Source organism: Streptomyces sp. JLBJ103 (assembly GCF_058215575.1).
The window spans coordinates 123,969-142,285 of the sequence record NZ_CM177089.1; the positions used below are offsets into that span (position 1 = coordinate 123,969).

The window sequence follows — 18,317 nt, forward strand, 5'->3', positions numbered from 1 at the left end:
AGAATATTTATGCAGCCCGCGTTCGGAACGATTCCCGTCGACCATGACAGGACAGGGGTCACATGGAGCCCAGCAGCACTGTTCGTCCGGCGGCAGTCGCCGTCATCGGCTTGTCGCGCAGTTCCTCGGCAATTCCTCCGGACGAAGCAGCACTACGGGCAGTGGAAAATGCCGCCGTTGTTCCGGAGCGGCTGCGGAACACAGTGGCCGGTGTGTTCGCCACGGCGGAGGCCGGCCTTGTCGCCACCCGGCTGGGTGTTCTCGGGCCTGCCCTGACCCTGGACATCCTGCCCGCCGGGGTGGTCCACGTGGCCTGCCAGAGCATCCACGCCGGTGAGTCCGCGCTCGCGCTCGCGGGGGTGGTCTCACCCGACGGAAGCAGCGGTTTCCTCGTCCTGAAGCCGCTTCCGGCCGCGATGGCCGACGGCGACCCGATCCACTGCGTGATCGGCGGCAGCGCGCTGGGCAGGGGGGACGTCGTACGGCAGGCTTGTGCGCGAGCCGAAGTGGACCGCGACGGCATTCAGTTCCTGTGGCGGCGTGGGTACCACGCGGGCGAGGAGGCGCGGGACGGCCTGTTCGACGGCGCCGAGCCGGGTGGCGAGGACGACGCGGTGACGGCTCTGCTGGACATGCCGGTGCTGCTCAGCCGGAGGCAGGTTCCGGTCGCCGGCGCCGCGCTCGACCCGGACCGCCGGTTGACCGCCGTGCTCAGCTCCGCGGACGATGCCGGAACGGCCTGCGCGCTGGTGCTGTCGGAACCACCGGCGCGCCCGCGGTCGGCAACGAGGGCCGTGCCCCGGACGCTGCCGTTACTGCTGTCGGCCGACAGCGAAGAGACCTTACGCGGCAAGGCGGAAGGCCTGCGCGTCCACCTGTCCGGACCCGACAGCCCGGACCTGCTGGACACCGCGCACACCCTGGCCCTCGCACGGCCGCACCTGCCGCACCGGGCCGTGGTCCTCGCCGGTGACCGCGCGGAGCTCGCCGACGGGCTCGGTGAACTCGCGGCGGGCGCGGGCGGCGCGGCGGAGGCCGGTACCGGGCGCAAAGTGGCTTTCCTCTTTCCCGGCGAGGGCGGGCAACGGCCAGGCATGGGACGGGAGTTGTACCCGCTGTTCGACGTGTTCGCCGACGCTCTCGACGAGGTGTGCCACCACCTGGACGCGGTGTCCACCTGGTCGGTGCGTGATCTGCTGCTCGGTGACGGCCCCCGCACCGAGGTCGCGCCCGTCGACGAGGCGATGTACACCCAGGACGCGCTGTTCGCCCTCCAGGTGGCGCTGTTCCGGCAGTTCGAGGACTGGGGTGTGCACCCGGACTTCGTGGTCGGGCACTCGGTCGGCGAACTGGCCGCGGCGACGGTGGCCGGGGTCTACTCCCTGCCCGACGTATGCGCGTTGCTGGCCGAACGGATCAGGCTGTTCCGGGAGAAGACACCCGTCGGCGGCACCATGATCGCGATGCGTGTCTCCGAGGCCGAAGCGCTGGAGTCGCTGGCCGGGCTCGAGCACCTGGCCGGAATCTCCGCGGTGAACGCCCCCAACTCCGTCGTCGTCTCCGGGGACCGGGAAACCGTGCTGCGGATCGCCCGGCTGTGGTCGGACCGTGGCCGGAAGGTGAAGCAACTGCCGGTCGACCGGGCCTTCCACTCCCCCCATATGGCCGCGATGGCCAGCGACTTCGAGCAGTTCGCCGGTGGCCTGTCGCCCCAACCACCGCGCATTCCGCTCATCCCGGTGCACCCATCGCTCGGATCGGACCCCGGTGTGGTCTGCCTGCCCGAGTACTGGGGCGCGCAGGTGCGCGGCACCGGGCACTTCCTCAACTGCGTGAACAGCCTCGACGCGGCCGGCGTGGACACGTACGTGGACATCAGCGCGAACGGAGTGCTCGCCGCGCTGACCGAGGAAACACTGCCGGAGTCCACCGCCGAGAACGCACTCGTCACCACCGCGCTGCGCGGCGGCGAATCCGATCTGCACGCCATGATCGGCACACTGGGCGAGTTGCACACCCATGGCATCCCGGTGGACTGGCCCAAGGTCTTCCGCGGCTGGGGCGGTGCACGCACCCATCTGCCCACCGAAGTGGTCCGGCCCGCCCATGCCGTCTCCCGGCCGACGGATCTGGCGCGGTTGATCCGGACCGAGGTCGAGGCGGCAATCGACGACGGCTACGCGCCCGACCGGTCGTTCTTCGAACTCGGACTGGACTCCCTGGCGGCTGTGGCACTGGTGAACCGATTACGCAAGCGGACCGGGATGAAGATCCCCACGGCCGCGCTGTTCGACCACCCGACCCCGAACCGGCTGGCCGCATATCTGGAGAACCGCGCACCCCAGCCGGTCGCCGTCGTCCCGCGCCGTGGCGGTTCGGACGAGCCGATCGCCATCGTGGCGATGAGCTGCCGCTTCCCCGGCGGGGTACGGTCGCCCGAGGATCTGTGGCAGTTGACCGCCGCGGGGCATGACGTCATTTCGTCGATGCCGGAAGACCGCGGCTGGGACCTGGCCACGCTGTACGACCCGCAGCGGCAGCGGCCGGGCACAAGCTATGTGCGCAAGGGTGGATTCCTCCACGACGCCGCCGAGTTCGACCCCGCGTTCTTCAACATCGGCGGGCACGAGGCCCTCGAAATGGACCCGCAGCAGCGGCTCCTGCTCGAACTGTCCTGGGAAGCGCTCGAACGGGCCGGCATCGACCCGGTCGCCCTGCGCGGCAGCGACACCGGCGTCTACACTGGGTTGACCCACACCGAGTACGGCACCGGCCCCGGGTACCCGGACGCCGCTGAGACCGAGCGACCGCACTTGGCGGTCGGGACCGCGGTCAGCGTGGCCTCCGGCCGGATCTCGTACACCTTCGGGTTGCAGGGGCCCACCGTGTCCATCGACACGGCCTGCTCCTCGTCGCTGGTCGGGCTGCACCTCGCCGCCGGCGCGCTGCGCCGTGGCGAGTGCTCGCTGGCCCTGGCGGGCGCGGTGACCGTGCTGTCCTCACCGATGGTCTTCGTGGAGTTCAGCCGCCAGGGCGGGCTCGCGCCGGACGCACGGGCGAAACCGTTCGCCGAGGGCGCCGACGGCACCGTCTGGGGCGAGGGCGGTGGGATGTTCGTCCTGGAGCGGTACTCCGACGCGCGCCGCAACGGCCATCCGGTCCTCGCTCTGATCAGGGGGTCGGCCGTCAACTCGGACGGCGCGAGCAACGGGCTCATGGCGCCCAACGGCGCGGCACAGCATCGGCTGCTGCTCTCCGCACTCGCCGATGCCCGGCTGCGGCCGTCGGACGTGGACGTCGTGGAGGCGCACGGCACGGGCACGAAGCTCGGTGACCCGATCGAGGCAGGCGCGCTGCTGGAGGCCTACGGGGCGCACCGGCCGCCGGACCGGCCGCTGCTGGTGGGCTCGGTGAAGTCCAACCTGGGCCACCCCCAGGCCGCGGCCGGCGCGGCAGGGGTGATCAAGATGGCCATGGCCATGCGGCACGGATGGGTACCTGCCACCCTGAACGTCGACCGGCCCAGCTCCCATGTGGATTGGGACGGGGGGCTGCGCCTGGTGACCGAGCGGACGCCGTGGCCCGATCACGGCCCTCTCCGGCGGGCAGGGGTGTCGTCGTTCGGGATCGGCGGGACCAACGCCCACATGATCCTCGAACAGGCCCCCGCCGAGGCGGAGACTCCGGCGGAGCCCGAGGAGTCCGTCCCGCCGCTGTGGACGCTCTCGGGCGACTCGCAAGCGGCTCTGCGCGCCCAGGCCGGACGGCTGGCCGCGCACTGGGACGCCCACCCCCGTCTCAGCGAGCGCGACATCGGTTTCTCGCTCGCCACGACGCGGTCGGCGCTGGCGCACCGGGCCGTGCTCACCGGCGGTGACCGGGATCGGCTGCGGCGGTCGCTGACCGCGCTGGCAGCGGACAGAGCCGACCCCGACCTCACGGTCGGCGCGGTGGCCGAGGGCGGCGTGGCCTTCCTGCTGACCGGTCAGGGCAGCCAGCGCGTGGGCATGGGACACGCGCTGTACACCGCCTACCCCGTCTTCGCCGCCGCGTTCGACGAGGTGTGCGCCGGGCTGGGGCTGCCGGTGAAGGAGACGGTGTTCGGCGCGGATCAGCAACGCCTCGACCGGACCGAGTTCGCCCAGACCGGTCTGTTCGCCCTGGAGGTGGCGCTGTTCCGGCTGTTCGAGAGCTGGGGTGTCCGCCCGGACCTGCTGCTCGGGCACTCCATCGGTGGCCTGACCGCCGCCCATCTGGCCAGGGTGCTGTCCCTGAAGGACGCGTGCACGCTGGTCGCCGCGCGCGCCTCGCTCATGCAGGCGTTGCCCGAGGAGGGCGCGATGTACGCGGTGGCGACGTCGGAGGAGGACGTCGCGCAGCTCCCTCCAGGCGTGTCCCTGGCGGCGGTGAACGGACCCCGGTCGATGGTGATCTCCGGGACCGAGGACGCGGTGGTCGCGCTGGCGGAGCGGTTGCGTGCCCGGGGACGCAGGACCAAGCGTCTGCGGGTCAGCCACGCCTTCCACTCCTCCTTGATGGATCCCGTACTCGAGGAGTTCCGCGCGATCGCGGAGAGCCTGAGCTACCAACCGCCCGAGATCCCCGTCGTGTCCGACCTGACAGGACGCCTGGCCACCACCGAGGAGCTGTGCTCCCCCGACTACTGGGTCCGCCACCTACGGGGCACGGTCAGGTTCTCCGACGGAATACGGACGCTCCAGGACGAGGGCGTCACCACGTTCCTGGAACTGGGACCCGAGACGACACTCACCGAGATGGCCGCCGACTGCCTCACCGAAACCGATGACGCGGCGGTGATCCCCGTCCTGCGCCACGACGACGTGCTCGGCGCCGTCGCGGCGCTGCATGTCCGCGGCCACGGGCCCAACTGGTCGGCGTGGTACGCCGGGAGCGGGGCGCGACGAGTGGACCTGCCCACGTACGCCTTCCAGCGCAAGCGGTTCTGGCTGATGCCCGACGCGGCCGGGAAACCCTCCCAGCGCACGGACTCGGCGTTCTGGGAGGCCGTGGAGCGCGGAGACCTCTCGCTCCTGAACGATCTGCTGGGCACAAGCACCGACGGGCGGTTCAGTGAGGTGCTGCCCGCGATGGCACGGTGGCGGCGCAGCCACGACCGGGAAGCCGCGATGGACCGGCTGCGGTACCGGGCAGCCTGGCAACCGGCCGCGGACCAGGTCGCCCGGGGGCGGAACTGGCTGATCGCCCACTGCGAGGACCTACCGGTGCCGGAACCGCTCGGCGGTGCGCTGGGCGCCCGGACGCTGCCCATCGGTATCGGCGCGGGCCGCGCCGAGATCGCCGAGCGCCTTGCGTCCGTGACGGACGGCGAACCGGTCGACGGGGTGTTGTCCCTGCTGGGCCTGGACGAGCGGGAGCATCCGGGAACGGCCGGGGTACCCGCCGGGCTCGCGCTGACCACCGCGCTCATCCAGGCCCTTGGGGATGCCGGTGTGGACGTGCCGTTGTGGTGCGCGACGCAGGGAGCGGTGTCCACGGGCCACGACGACCGGCTCAGCAGCCCGGTGCAGGCCATGGTGTGGGGACTCGGCCGAGTCGCGGCGCTGGAACACCCGGGGCGGTGGGGCGGGTTGGTCGACCTTCCCCCCGCGGTGGACTCCCTGGCGGCCGAGCGACTCGCCGGTGTGCTCGTCTCGGAGGAGGACCAGGTCGCCGTACGCACCCGCGGAGTGTTCGTCCGGCGCCTGCTGCACGCGCCCGTCGGACCCGGCCCCCGACGCGACTGGCCGCTGCGCGGTACCACCCTCATCACGGGAGCGTTCGGCGCACTGGGCAGGCACCTTGCCCGCCGGCTGGCCGCCGAGGGCGTCGAACGGCTGCTCCTGACCGGCAGACATGCGAACGACCCCGAGCTGGTCGCCGAACTGACCGCGCTCGGAGCCGATGTCGACGTCGCCGCCTGCGATGTGGCCGACCGCGACGCGGTGGCGGCCTTGCTCGCCACCATCCCCGACGACCGCCCGCTGACCGCCGTCGCGCACGCGGCCGGTGTGCTCGACGACGGCGTGATCGGCTCCCTGGACCCCGGGCGGCTCGCCCGGGTCCTGCGGGCCAAGGTCGCGGGCGCCAGGAACCTCCACGAACTCGCGGGTGAGCTACAGGCGTTCGTACTGTTCTCCTCCGCCACCGGCGCGGTCGGCAACGCGGGCCAGGCCAACTACGCGGCAGCCAATACCTATCTCGACGCACTGGCCGAACAACGTCGCGCCGACGGGCTCACGGCCACATCGGTGGCCTGGGGGCCCTGGGGGGCGGGCGGCATGGCGGTGGACGGCGCGAACGCGCAGATCGTGAGCGCACGACTGCACCGCAACGGCATGACGGTACTCGACCCGGACCTGGCGATCGACGCGCTGACCCTGGCCTTCGCCAAGGACGAGTCCGGGCTGGTCATCGCGGACGTCGACTGGGCGCGGTTCCTTTCGGTGTTCGCCACCACCCGGTACAGCCCCTTGCTCTCGGACCTGCCCGAAGCACAGCAGAGCACGGCCGCCGCACCGTCCGAGGAGGTTTCCTCGCTCGTACGGAGGCTGGCCGGAATGCCGCGGGCCGAACGTGTCCGTACCCTGCGCGATCTGGTGTGCGGGCAGACCGCGCAGGTGCTCGGACACGACACGGTCGGCTCGGTGCGGCCCGGGAAGCCCTTCCATGAGCAGGGGCTCTCTTCCCTGGGTGTGGTGGAGTTGCGCAACCGCTTAAGTGCGGTGACGGGACTGAAGGTGTCCGCGAGCACGTTGTTCGACCATCCCACGCCCAGCGCGCTGGGCGACTGGCTCGACGCCGAACTCGCCCCGGCCCCGGCCGCCACATCACCTGAACTCCCGGCGGGGGCCGAGACCGGGGTGGCGGATCTCGACACCGTCCTCAGGCTCGCCGAACAAGAACTTTCTCTGGAAGCGGAGGGCGGCCTCGATGACTGACGACAGCAAGATGCTCGAGACCGTGCAGCGCCTCACCACCGCGCTGAAGAACACCAGGCAACGGCTGCGGGAAGCCGAGGCCGACGCCCACGAGCCGATCGCCATTGTGGGTATGGGCTGCCGGTTCCCCGGCGGGGTGACCGACCCGGACGGGTTCTGGCAGCTGATCGACGCGGGCCGGGACACGGTCACTCCGTTTCCCACCGACCGCGGCTGGTCGCACGAGTTCACCGGTACGGGGTCGTTCCTCTCCGATCCGGCCTGGTTCGACGCGGGCTTCTTCGGGATCGGTCCCCGTGAGGCACTGCCGATGGACCCGCAACAGCGGCTGATGCTGGAGGTGTCCTGGGAGGCTGTGGAGCGGGCCGGCATCGACCCGGTGTCCCTGCGCGCCACCCGCACCGGCGTGTTCACCGGGACCAGCCAGCAGGATTACACCAGGCTGCTGGGCGAGATCAGCAGCCACAACGAGCACCGGGACCACCTGGCAACCGCCACCGCGGCGAGCGTGCTGTCAGGGCGGATCTCCTACCTGTTCGGACTGGAAGGCCCGTCGGCCTCGGTCGACACCGCCTGCTCGTCCTCTCTGGTGACCCTGCACCTGGCGGTCCGGTCGCTGCGCGCGAGGGAATGCGATCTCGCGCTGGCCGGAGGTGTGACCGTGCTGTCCACCCCCACGCTGTTCACCATCTTCCAACACCAGGGCGCGCTGGCCGCGGACGGCCGCTGCAAGGCGTTCGCCGAATCAGCGGACGGCCTGGGCTGGGGTGAGGGTGCCGGGGTCGTGGTCGTCGAGCGGCTCAAGGACGCCCTCGACCACGGCCACCCGGTGCTGGCCGTGATCCGGGGCACCGCCGTCAACTCCGACGGCGCCTCCAACGGGCTGACCGCACCCAACGGGCTCGCGCAGCAGCGGGTCATCCGCGACGCGCTGGCCGACGCACAGCTGCGCGCCCAGGACGTGGACGCCGTCGAGGCACACGGCACCGGTACCCGGCTCGGCGACCCGATCGAGGCGTCCGCGGTGCAGGCGGTGTACGGCCGCGACCGAGAAACCCCACTGGCGCTCGGGTCGGTGAAGTCCAACATCGGGCACACGCAGGCCGCGGCCGGTATCGCCGGAGTGCTGAAGACGGTGCTGGCGCTGAAGTACCGGACCCTCCCGAGGACACTGCACGTGGACAGCCCGTCGTCGCATGTGGACTGGGACGCGGGCGCGGTGGAGCTGCTCACCGAAAGCCGCCACTGGCGGGCGAGCGAGGGCCGGCCCCGGCGTGCGGGAGTGTCCTCGTTCGGTATCAGTGGCACCAACGCCCATGTGATCCTCGAAGAGGCGCCACCCGTCGAAGCCCGGACGCCCGGCGCGGTACAGCCGCTGCCGTGGGTGCTCTCGGCACGGACCGATTCCGCGCTACGGGCCAGGGCGGCACAGCTTCTGCCGCACGCCGGCGGCAGCGATCCGGCAACCGTCGCGCACGCGCTGGTCACCTCCCGCAGTACGTTCGACCATCGTGCCGTCGTACTCGACACGGATCCCCGGCCCGCGCTCAACGCATTGAGCCGGGGCAGCGCCGTACCGGGCCTGGTCACGGGTACGGCCGACCTCTCGGGCAAGGTGGTGTTCGTCTTCCCCGGCCAAGGCGGTCAGTGGGCGGGAATGGCCGGCGACCTGCTGGAGGAGTCGCCGGTGTTCGGTGAGTCCATCCACCGCTGCGCGCAGGCGCTGGCGCCGCATGTCGACTGGGACCTGCTCGCGGTGCTGCGACAGCAGCCGGACGCACCCTCGCTGGAGCGTGTGGACGTGGTGCAGCCGGTGTTGTTCGCGGTCATGGTCTCGCTCGCCCGCCTCTGGCAATCCTGCGGCATCGAGCCGGATGCCGTGGTGGGACACAGCCAGGGGGAGATCGCCGCCGCCCATGTCGCCGGTGCGCTCTCCCTCGATCACGCGGCGTTGGTGGCCGCCCGGCGCTCGAAGGCGCTGACGGCGCTGTCCGGCCGTGGCGGTATGGCTTCGGTGAGCATGCCCGCGGATGAACTGCGGCCCCGACTGGGTGAGCGGCTGTCCATCGCGACGGTCAACGGACCCGGGTCAGCGGTGATCGCCGGAGATACCGACGCGCTCGACGTCCTGCTGACGGACCTGGCCGAGTCAGGTGTCCGGGTACGGAAGCTGGCCGTGGACTACGCGTCCCATTCGCCTCAGGTGGAGAGCGTCCGCGACCATATCCTCGCCGAGTTGGCGCCGGTGTCACCGAAGCCCACGGACATCCCCTTCCATTCCGCGGTCACCGGCGCCGTGCTCGCCGGGACCGAGTTGGACGCCGGGTACTGGTACCGGAACCTGCGCATGCCGGTGAGGTTCGACGAGGCCGTCGCCGGGCTCCCGGTGCCGGAACACTCGTTCTTCGTGGAGGTCGGCCCGCATCCCGTGCTCGGCTCAGCGCTACTCGAGACCGTCGGCGACAAGGCCGTGGTGGTGGGATCGCTGCGCCGCGGGGAGAACGGGCGCAAAGCGCTCCTCGCCTCGCTCGCCGAACTGTATGTGCGTGGTCTGCATCCGCGATGGACGGCCTGGGCAGGACCGGACGCGCCCGCATTCACCGAGCTGCCGACCTATCCGTTCGAACGCAAGCGGTTCTGGCCGACACCGGGTGAACCCAGAAGCGGTGGCCATCCTGTCCTGGCTACGACGGTGGAGCTGGCGGACAGCGGCGAACTGGTGCTGACCGGACGTCTGTCGACGGCGTCGCATCCATGGCTGGCCGATCACCGGGTGCTGGGCGAGGTGATCCTGCCCGGAACCGCCTGGCTGGAGTTCGCGCTGCGCGCCGGCGCCGCCGCGAGCTGCCCCACGGTGGAGGAACTCACCCTGGAACGGCCGCTGGTGCTGCCGGACGACGGTGCGGCCACGGTGCAGCTACGCGTCGGCGCACCGGACGACACCGGGCGGCGCAGACTGATCCTCCACGCGCAGGTGGAGGGTGCGGGCTGGATCCGTCATGGTGAAGGCGTGCTCAGCCCCGAGCACCCCGAGCCCGAGACGCTCGAGCAGTGGCCACCCGTCGGCGCCGAGGTGGTCCCGCACACCGGCCTCTACTCCGCGCTGGTCGGCCGCGGGCTGGGTTACGGCCCCACGTTCCAGGGGTTGCGGACCGTGTGGCGGCGTGGCGACGAGGTCTTCGCCGAAGTGAACTGCCCGGTGGACCCGCGCGGCTACACGGTCCATCCGGCGCTGCTGGATTCCGCTCTGCACGCCATCGGATTCGGTGCCGAGGTCGCGGGAACCGAAGGAGCCGAAGGAACTGGAGGCACCGAAGGACCTGTGCTCCCGTTCGCGTGGACAGGTGTGACCGCGCACACGGCCCAGTCGGCGACGCTGCGCGTACGGCTGCGCGGGACCGTGCACGACGGTGTACGGCTGACCGTGACCGACGGCCGGGGCACGCCGATGTTGTCGGTGGACTCGCTGGTGCTGCGACCGGCTGCCGCACAAAGCGATGTGCCACCGGACGCGCTCTTCCGGGACACGTGGGTGGAGGTACGGTCAGCGAGCAGTGTCGCACCGCACACCATCGCGGCCGTGGGTCTGGAGACGGACCACTTCCCCGTTCTTCCGGATCTGGCAGCGCTGGAGGACGCGGTCCGTGCGGGTCTGCCGGCCCCGGGCGCGGTACTCGTCGCCGGTTTCAGCGGTTCGGTGCGGGAATCCGCGCACCGCGCACTGCGGCTGGTCCAGCGGTGGAGCACGAGTCCGCAGTTCGCCGGGTCCAGGCTGGTGTTCCTCACCTCGGGCGCGGTGGCGGCCAGGACCGGCGATGAGGTCCGCGACCTGGCCGGCGCGGCCGTCATCGGCTTGGTTCGGTCGGCGCAGACCGAGGAACCCGGCCGGTTCGTCCTCCTGGATGCCGACAAGATCACTCCGCTGACGATCAACGCCGCCCTGGCAGCGGATGAGCCGGAGATCGCTTTGCGGGGCGGACGGGTGCTGGCACGCCGCCTGCTGCGGGCCTTCCCGCGGGGATCGGCGAAGTTCGCCGGGGCCGAGGACACGGTGCTGATCACCGGTGGCACCGGCACGCTCGGGGGGCTGCTGGCCCGGCACCTGGTCTCGTCGCACGGGGTGCGACGGCTGGTCCTGGTCAGTCGCCGGGGCCACGCCCCCCGACTGCGGGACGAACTCACCGCGCTGGGAGCCACCGTCACCGTGGCCGCCTGCGATGTCGCGGACCGGGGGGACGTGGCCAAGCTGCTCGACGCACACCAGCCGACGATCGTCGTCCACGCGGCCGGGGTGCTCGACGACGGCGTGGTGATGGCCATGACCGAGGACCGCCTCGATACCGTCCTGCGACCGAAGGCGGAGGCCGCGCTCGTCCTGCACGAGCTGACGCAGCACCTGCCGCTGAAGTCGTTCGTGCTGTTCTCCTCGGCTGCCGCCACCATGGGCAGCGCGGGCCAGTCGAACTACGCCGCCGCGAACGCCGTGCTCGACGCGCTGGCCCAGCACCGGCGCGCGCGAGGACTTCCCGCGCTCTCGCTCGCCTGGGGCCAGTGGGCGGAACGCAGTGACATGACCCGCCATCTCGACTCGACGGCCGAATCGCTGTCCACGCTGGAGGCGCTGGCGCTGTTCGACGCCGCGGTCGCGCTCCCCGACCCGGTATTGGTGCCCACCCGGCTCGACCTGCACGGAAAGAGCCCCCTGCTGCGGGAACTGGTGCGCCGGCCGCAGACCCCGGAGGGGAATCCGCGTCAGCGGCTCGACCTCCTGGACGAGCCGGAACTCGAACAGGCACTGCTCGACCTGATCCTCGAAAAGACCGCGGTGACCCTCGGGCACGACGGCACGGGCGAACTCAGCCCGCAGGCCGGGTTCCTGGAGATGGGGGTCGACTCACTGGCCGCGGTCCGTATCCGCAACCACCTCGGTGAAGCACTCGGCCTACGGCTGCGGCCGACCGTCGTCTTCGACCATCCGACACCGCCGTTGCTGCTCCGGAGGCTGAAGGAGCTGCTGGCCCAGGGCGAGGACGAACCGGCCCCGGAGGACGGCACCCGGACCGTCAGCCAACTGGTCGTCGAGGCAAGGGCCAACGAATGGGAGAAGGAACGCAGCTCCTACGCCTCAGTGGACGAGCTGCCGCAGATCCCCCAGCCGATCCGGCTGGCCCGTGGCCCGGAAGGACCGGCCCTGGTGTGCGTCACCGCGGTCGTAGGCATGTCCGATCCGGTGCAATACGCTCGCCTGGCGAAGCCCTTCCAGGGCGAACGGGACGTCTGGGCACTCCGACAGCCGGGTTTCCGTCAGCGCGACGCCCTCCCCGACACGCGGGATGTGCTGCTTCAGACGCATGCGGCCGGTCTGGGCACGGCACTCGGGAACCAGCCCTTCGTCCTCGCCGGCTCCTCCTCCGGCGGCCTGGTCGCTCATACGCTCGCCCGGCACCTCTGCGAGCAGGGCACCCCACCGGCCGGTGTTGTCCTGCTGGACACCTATGCCCCCAGCCAGTACGGACGGCTGAAGCAGCTGATCCAAGGTCTGAGCGGCGAAATGGAGCAACGGCTGGACGACCCGGACTACGCGACGCCCGGTGACAACGGCTGGATCACCGCCATGACGCGCTACGGGACATTCGACTGGACGCCCACTGATCTGCCGGTCCCTGAGCTGTTCGTGCGCGCGGGGATGCCGCTGGAGGGCTGGCCCGCGGACTGGGAACCCATCTGGCCGTGCGACCACACTGCCGTCACCACCCGCGGCAACCACTTCACCATGCTGGAGGAGCACGCCCCGCACACCGCGGCCCTGATACGGGACTGGATGCGCGCGACCTTCGGCTGAACAACGTCTGTCCGGTCGGAAGTGGGGGCGAAGAGCTTCGGACGGCCCTGTCGATCCCGTGGATCACTCGTCCGAGCCGTTAGCGTGCGATCCGGCCGTCAGACGCCAGTCGGCCCGCTGGACCGGACCGGAATGGAGCGCACCATGTCTTCTTCGTCCACGACCCGCAACCGAATCCGGACCTCCCTTCTTCTGCTCGCGGCGCTGGGCATCACCGTGGCCGGAGGCTCCGCGCAGGTGGGCGCCGCCACCACACCCTCCGAGAAGCCCGCACCCCGCAGCCCGTTCCTCGCCGAGGTCGCCGAACAGGTCGCCCTGCCGAAGCGGACCTGGACGGTGTGGGGAACCCACACCGCCAAGGGATATACGACCGAGGCGGCGGAGACCACCAACGTCGAGGGCATGAAGGCCGACTGCGAGAACATCAACCTCAACAAGAAACTGGCCGCCGATTTCCGCAGCGATGTGTTCGGTCCGGGCGTGAAGGGGTTCTTCTACAGATGCCAGCGGATTGCCCGGGACACCAACACGTACTGGTTCACCATCAGTTCGGCTGATCGAGCCCAGATCGAGAAACTCTGCGACCCGAACACGCGGTACCCGATCGTCTACGACGAGCAGCACGACACCTACTGGATCGACGAACCATTCATGTGCACGAAGCTTGCCGCCCCCGCGTAACCATCCCCGCTCCGGAACCGGGTCAGTCGTACGCCCTCATGCACAGCTGCGTCGACCCGCCGCCCACCTTCCAGGACCAGTACGTGTTCGAGTCGTACTGTCCGGCGGAACAGTTGGAAGAGCCGGAGTAGATGGCCGTGATGACGAAGATGTCGTTGTACCCGCTGGGAACCTTCCGGTCCGTGCAGTTCACGGAAGACAGCAGCGCCACGGAGGCGCTGTCGCCCTGGCGGTTGGCGAGCACGCAGTCCCCCACGTGGTACTCGCCGGTGAGGCAGAGCTCGGTGCGCTCACCGCTGCTGGCGGAGTAGTACGACCACGACGTCTGGTCGTTGCGCTTCGTGCAGTCCCCGGTCGTGCTGGTGACCCTCACCCGCGCGACACTGCAAGAGGTGGTGTTCGGCTTCTCCTCGCTCCAGTCGTATGTGGACTGGCCGCCGTACCCGGTGTCGACGACGTCCAGGCACTCCCCGTGCGAGACCGCCTTGAACGCCTCTTCGGTGGGATCGGGCTCGGGGGAGCTGGTTTCCGGGTCGGGCTCGGAGCCGCCGCTGGAGGAGCTGGACAAGCCGGAGGACGTGTCACTGTCACCGCCACCGAGGCTTTCGTCGTCATCGAGCCCACCGGTGCCGCCGTCGCCGCTGGACAAGGGCTGACTGTAGCGCGGGGTAGGGCTGCTGGACGGACTGTTGTCGTCCTTCTTGTTCCACGGCTGCCAGATCAGGAGCCCGATGACGAGCGCCCCCACGAGGAGGCCGCCCCAGCTCTCCATGGGGTCCGACTTCTTCGCGGGACGCTTCTTGGCCGCGCCGGACGTGGCCGCGCCGGACGCCGTCGACTTGGGGGTGGAGGTCGTACCGGCGCTCTTGCCGGCGGTCGCGGTCTTCTCCCGCGCCAGGCGCTCGCGCTCCCTGCGCTGCTTCTCCTTGAGCTCCGCTTCCTTCCGCGCCTTCTCCTTGCGTTCGCCTTCCTTGCGCTCCCGTTCCAGCCGGGCCTGTTCCTTCCGCTCCCGCTCCCTCCGCTCCGCCTCCTCTTTCCTCGCCCGTTCCCGGCGCTTGCGCTCCTCTTCCTCCTGGCGCGCCCGATCCCGCGCCTCGGCCTCCGCCCGCTCCTCGGCCTGCGCCCGCACCAGGGCGTCCCGCTGCAACCGCAGGGCCTCCAGCTGCTCGCGCATCTCACTGAGCGCCTCGTCCGCGCCCTCCTCACCGGACTCGGACCGTACCTCCGTCAGCGCCTCGGCGGCGGCCAAGTCCAGTGAGCCGTCGACGAGTTGCCGCCCCTGCTCCGCGTACGCGCCGATGAGCTCCGTCCACCGCTCGGGCAGCCACCGCCCCACGTCGCGGGCCGTCCTCTCCCCGTCGAGGCTGTCGAGGCCGTCGAGGCGGTCGAGACAGTCCCGCAGTACGTCGGACGGGGCAGGCCGCCGCTCGGGGTCGGGTTCAAGGAGCGGCAGGATCAGCGGCGTCAGTTCCGGCGGGAGCCCGCTCGTGTCGGTCTCACCGCGCTGGACGAGGGCGAGGACCCCGATGGAGTGGTCGGTCTGCTCGTACGGCGGGCGGCCGACCGCGAGGAAGAAGAGCGTGGCGCCCAGCGAGTACATGTCGGAGGCGGCGGTGGACTTCCTGCCGCTCGCCTGCTCCGGCGAGGTGAACGCGAAGGTGCCGATGGTCGTCGTCGAACTGGTGTGATCGTGGGCGTGCGAGATGCCGAAGTCGATGAGGCGGGGGCCCTCGTGGGGCAGCAGGACGTTCAGCGGTTTGATGTCCCGGTGCACAACCCCCAGGGCGTGCAGCTCGACCAGCGCCCGCGCGGCCCCGGCCGCGACCCACCGCACCCCGTCCGCGGGCAACGTCCCGGCGGCGTCGACGAGGTCGGCCAGACTGGGCGCGGGAATGAACTCGATGGCGAGCCACGGCCGCTCGGCTTTCGCGTCGGCTTCGAGCACCGTGGCGGTGTACTCGCTGTCGACCCGCCCCGCCAACTCCACCTCGCGGGCGAACCGAGCCCGGTCCGGCCTGCTCACAAAGCCCTGTGCGAGCAGCGTCTTGACCGCGACGATCCCGGGGTCCACCACCGTCCCGGTGGGCCCGGCGGCGCTCGCGGGGCTCCCCGGTGCCTCCCGCCGCGCGAGATAGATCCGGCCCATTCCACCGGTGGCGATGCGTCGCAGCAGCCGGTAAGGGCCGAGCTGCCTGGGATCACCGGAGTCCAGCGAATAGAGCTTCATCCCGGCCATGCGGCATCACTACTCCCCCTGTGCGTCCCCCGTCGCCCACAGTGTGGCGCTTCACCGTCACACTGTGTCACAGCAAAGGGAGTTGCGGAAGAAGAATCGAGTGAGGCACGGAGGCGACCGGACATGCGGTCCGTCGGCCGTTCAGGCCGCCGGGGTCTCCGCGAGGAAGTCGAGGAGGTCCCGCACCGCCGGGGTGCCCGTGTGGGAGGTGAAGGCGCCGCGGCAGCGGCCGAGGATACCGGCGGGGACCCGGTCGAACTGGGACACGGCCCGGCGGGCGCTGTCCACGGCCGCGTCGATGTCCCGGAGCGCCAACTGCGCGTCGGCCACGGCCAGCAGGTCGCGGGCGACCAGCAGCGGCGGCTGCTCCGGGTCGCCGCCGCCGTCCCGTGGCGGCGTCCACCGCGCGCCCGGCAGTAAAGGGGTGAAGTGTTCCAGGGCCCGTTTGGGCTGGCCCGCGTCGAGCCAGGCACGGGCGGTGGCTATGGACAGCCATGCGTCCCCGACGTTCCGGTAGGGGTCCGCGGCGCCGGAGCCGCCTTGCGTGCTTCGGGCCAGGAGTCCGGTGGTGCGGTCCAGGGCCCGGGCGCTGGAGATGAGCTCACCGCGCCGGGCGTGGGCGCGGGCCTCTCTGCTGTGCAGGACGACGGTGACCGAGGGTGGGGGCTCGGGGGTGAGTGAGCGTGCGGCGCTGACGAGGGAGAGCACATCGGCGGGGTCGCCCGCTTCGATATGGCACCAGGCCAGATCCGCCAGATAGACGGCTGTCGTGAGGCGGTCGCCCGCCCGGGCGGCGGCGCGGACGGCGGCGAGGTAGTAGCGCTCGGCCCGCGCGTCGTCCCCAGTGGCCTTGCCGACGAGCCCGCACAGTTGTCCGAGGCGGGCGACGACGAGGAAGATCCGCGATCCGGTCGCGGAGTCGTATCCGTTGTCCGTCAGCAATGTTCGGGCCAAATCGAATTCGGCACGAGCCACCCGGTACAGGGTGACGGGATTGATGGCCGAAAACAATGTGTTGAGCGAGACCGTGCGTCTCTCCAACAGGTCGGCGGTTTCCGGGGTGACGCTGTGGGCACGTACACTGCCCGGCACCGGTGGCGCAGAGACCATCGCCAGCGTTTCCCGCACGAAGGAATCGAGTGCCGTTCCGGAGACGGCGATGCGGGACTGGCCAGGATAAAAGCCGGGGCGTTTCCTGTTGCCGCTCGCGGCACCCGCCCCTCCGCGGCTTTCCTCACGTAAGCCCGCGCGTGTGGCGCGCGGTGCGGCGGGTTTGCCGAGACGCAGCCAGTGGGGCCATCCCAGGCGCTGCACCTCTTCCTCGGGCACATGGTGGATATGGGCGATGGCGAGCTGCGTGCTGTGGTCGGGCGGAATACCCTGCGTTTCCCAACGGGACACCTTCTCGCGGCGCCTTTGCAGTTTCCCGAATCCCAGGGCCTCGTGGGTGTCGGCCACCAGTTCCGCGTAGGAAAGCTGGGTGTCACCGGTCATGGCGCGCAGCAGGGTCAGGGGATGCCGGGGCCGTGCCATGGAGCAACCTCCTTATCGCCTAATGATCATGAGTGTGGTGTCCGCCGCCCTAGTGAAAACTGTAGATAACGTCTCATACCGGCCGCGTAAGGACCTGATGGTCAGGCGGACCGCTGATGCCAGGCGTCCTGGAAATGGCGGCGGGCACGGTACAGCCGGGACCGGACGGTGCCGACCGGCACCGAGAGCGTGTCCGCCATCTCCTGTTCATTCAGGCCGTAGACGGCGCGCAGGGTGAGGATCTGGCGGTGCTGGTTGGGCAGCCGATCCATCACATCGGAGATGTGGACAACCGCCAACGGGTTGCCGTCCTGGGCGAGTTCGGGTAGTTCACCGGCCGGGCCCTGGCCCAGCCGCTTGGATGTGCGTACCGCCTCCCGCACCGTGACGGCCCGTACCCAACCGTAGAACGCGGACGGCTCGCGCAGCCCCGCGACGCCGCGGTATATGGCTAGCATCGCCTCCTGCGCGGCGTCGGAACCGTGCCACCGGGAGATCGAGAAGCACAGTCGGCGGACGAAGGGCGCGATGTGCAGGAGCAGGTCGTTCATGGCCCGGCGGTCACCGGCCTGGGCGCGCGGCAGCAGAGCCGAAACGGTGGGAAGGCAGGGTTCGTTCGCTGTTCTCACGGTGTTGGCACTCCTGTAGTCGGAGGGCCGTGATGCCGATGCGCTGCGGCTTCGAACTCAGTCATGCACCCTGCTCGGACGGATCGGTGGTGGCCAAAAACATGGATGCGCCGGAGGACCGGCACAGCATTGAAGCGGAATCGCGCTTTCAGTGAAGCCGGAATGGTGCGTGCTTTCAAGAGGAACGCAGTGTGCCTCGGACGTGCTTCGGCTGATGACTTGGATTCAAGCTGCATTCAAGGAAGTAGGCGCAGCGTAAGGGCGCGCGGCGAGCAAGTTTGCGCTTGACTGCCCGAGTTCCCCTCATGCAGGGTTAGCCGTGGACGGATCACCCCGTCACGGCGGCACTCGTGAAGCCGCCCTCGAAAAACGTCTCCCGACTTCCTTTGTACTTCTCCGGCTCTCGTTCGAACCGGAGTTTGATGTGAACATTTCCC

General features: G+C 70.4%; 6 protein-coding genes. 3 read left to right on the forward strand and 3 right to left on the reverse strand.

Translation table 11 applies throughout. The annotated features are described in order from the left end of the window. Positions 1-212: 212 nt before the first annotated feature. From AC4BEG_RS00595 to AC4BEG_RS00605, 3 genes are all read left to right on the forward strand, one after another. The gene (locus tag AC4BEG_RS00595; protein ID WP_490703925.1) at positions 213-6,959 is read left to right on the forward strand and encodes a type I polyketide synthase; all 6,747 of its coding nucleotides are present in this window, start codon (positions 213-215) and stop codon (positions 6,957-6,959) included. Next, complete coding sequence (locus tag AC4BEG_RS00600) at positions 6,952-12,801, forward strand: SDR family NAD(P)-dependent oxidoreductase (RefSeq protein ID WP_490703926.1); 5,850 nt, start codon at positions 6,952-6,954, stop codon at positions 12,799-12,801. Before AC4BEG_RS00595 ends, AC4BEG_RS00600 begins: the two co-directional genes overlap by 8 nt. 144 nt (positions 12,802-12,945) lie before the next feature. Continuing rightward, positions 12,946-13,482, forward strand: a complete 537-nt coding sequence (locus tag AC4BEG_RS00605; RefSeq protein ID WP_490703927.1) for a hypothetical protein — start codon at positions 12,946-12,948, stop codon at positions 13,480-13,482. A gap of 22 nt (positions 13,483-13,504) precedes the next feature. On the opposite strand, the gene AC4BEG_RS00610 is transcribed toward AC4BEG_RS00605, so the two are convergent. From AC4BEG_RS00610 to AC4BEG_RS00620, 3 genes are all read right to left on the reverse strand, one after another. Next, complete coding sequence (locus tag AC4BEG_RS00610) at positions 13,505-15,718, reverse strand: serine/threonine-protein kinase (protein ID WP_490703928.1); 2,214 nt, start codon at positions 15,716-15,718, stop codon at positions 13,505-13,507. Positions 15,719-15,859: 141 nt separating this feature from the next. After that, positions 15,860-17,251, reverse strand: a complete 1,392-nt coding sequence (locus AC4BEG_RS00615; RefSeq protein ID WP_490703929.1) for an NsdA family TPR-like regulatory protein — start codon at positions 17,249-17,251, stop codon at positions 15,860-15,862. Between the two features lie 101 nt (positions 17,252-17,352). Next, a complete protein-coding gene (locus AC4BEG_RS00620) occupies positions 17,353-17,880 on the reverse strand; it encodes an RNA polymerase sigma factor (protein WP_490703930.1) in 528 nt (175 codons plus the stop codon). Between the last annotated feature and the right edge of the window lie 437 nt (positions 17,881-18,317).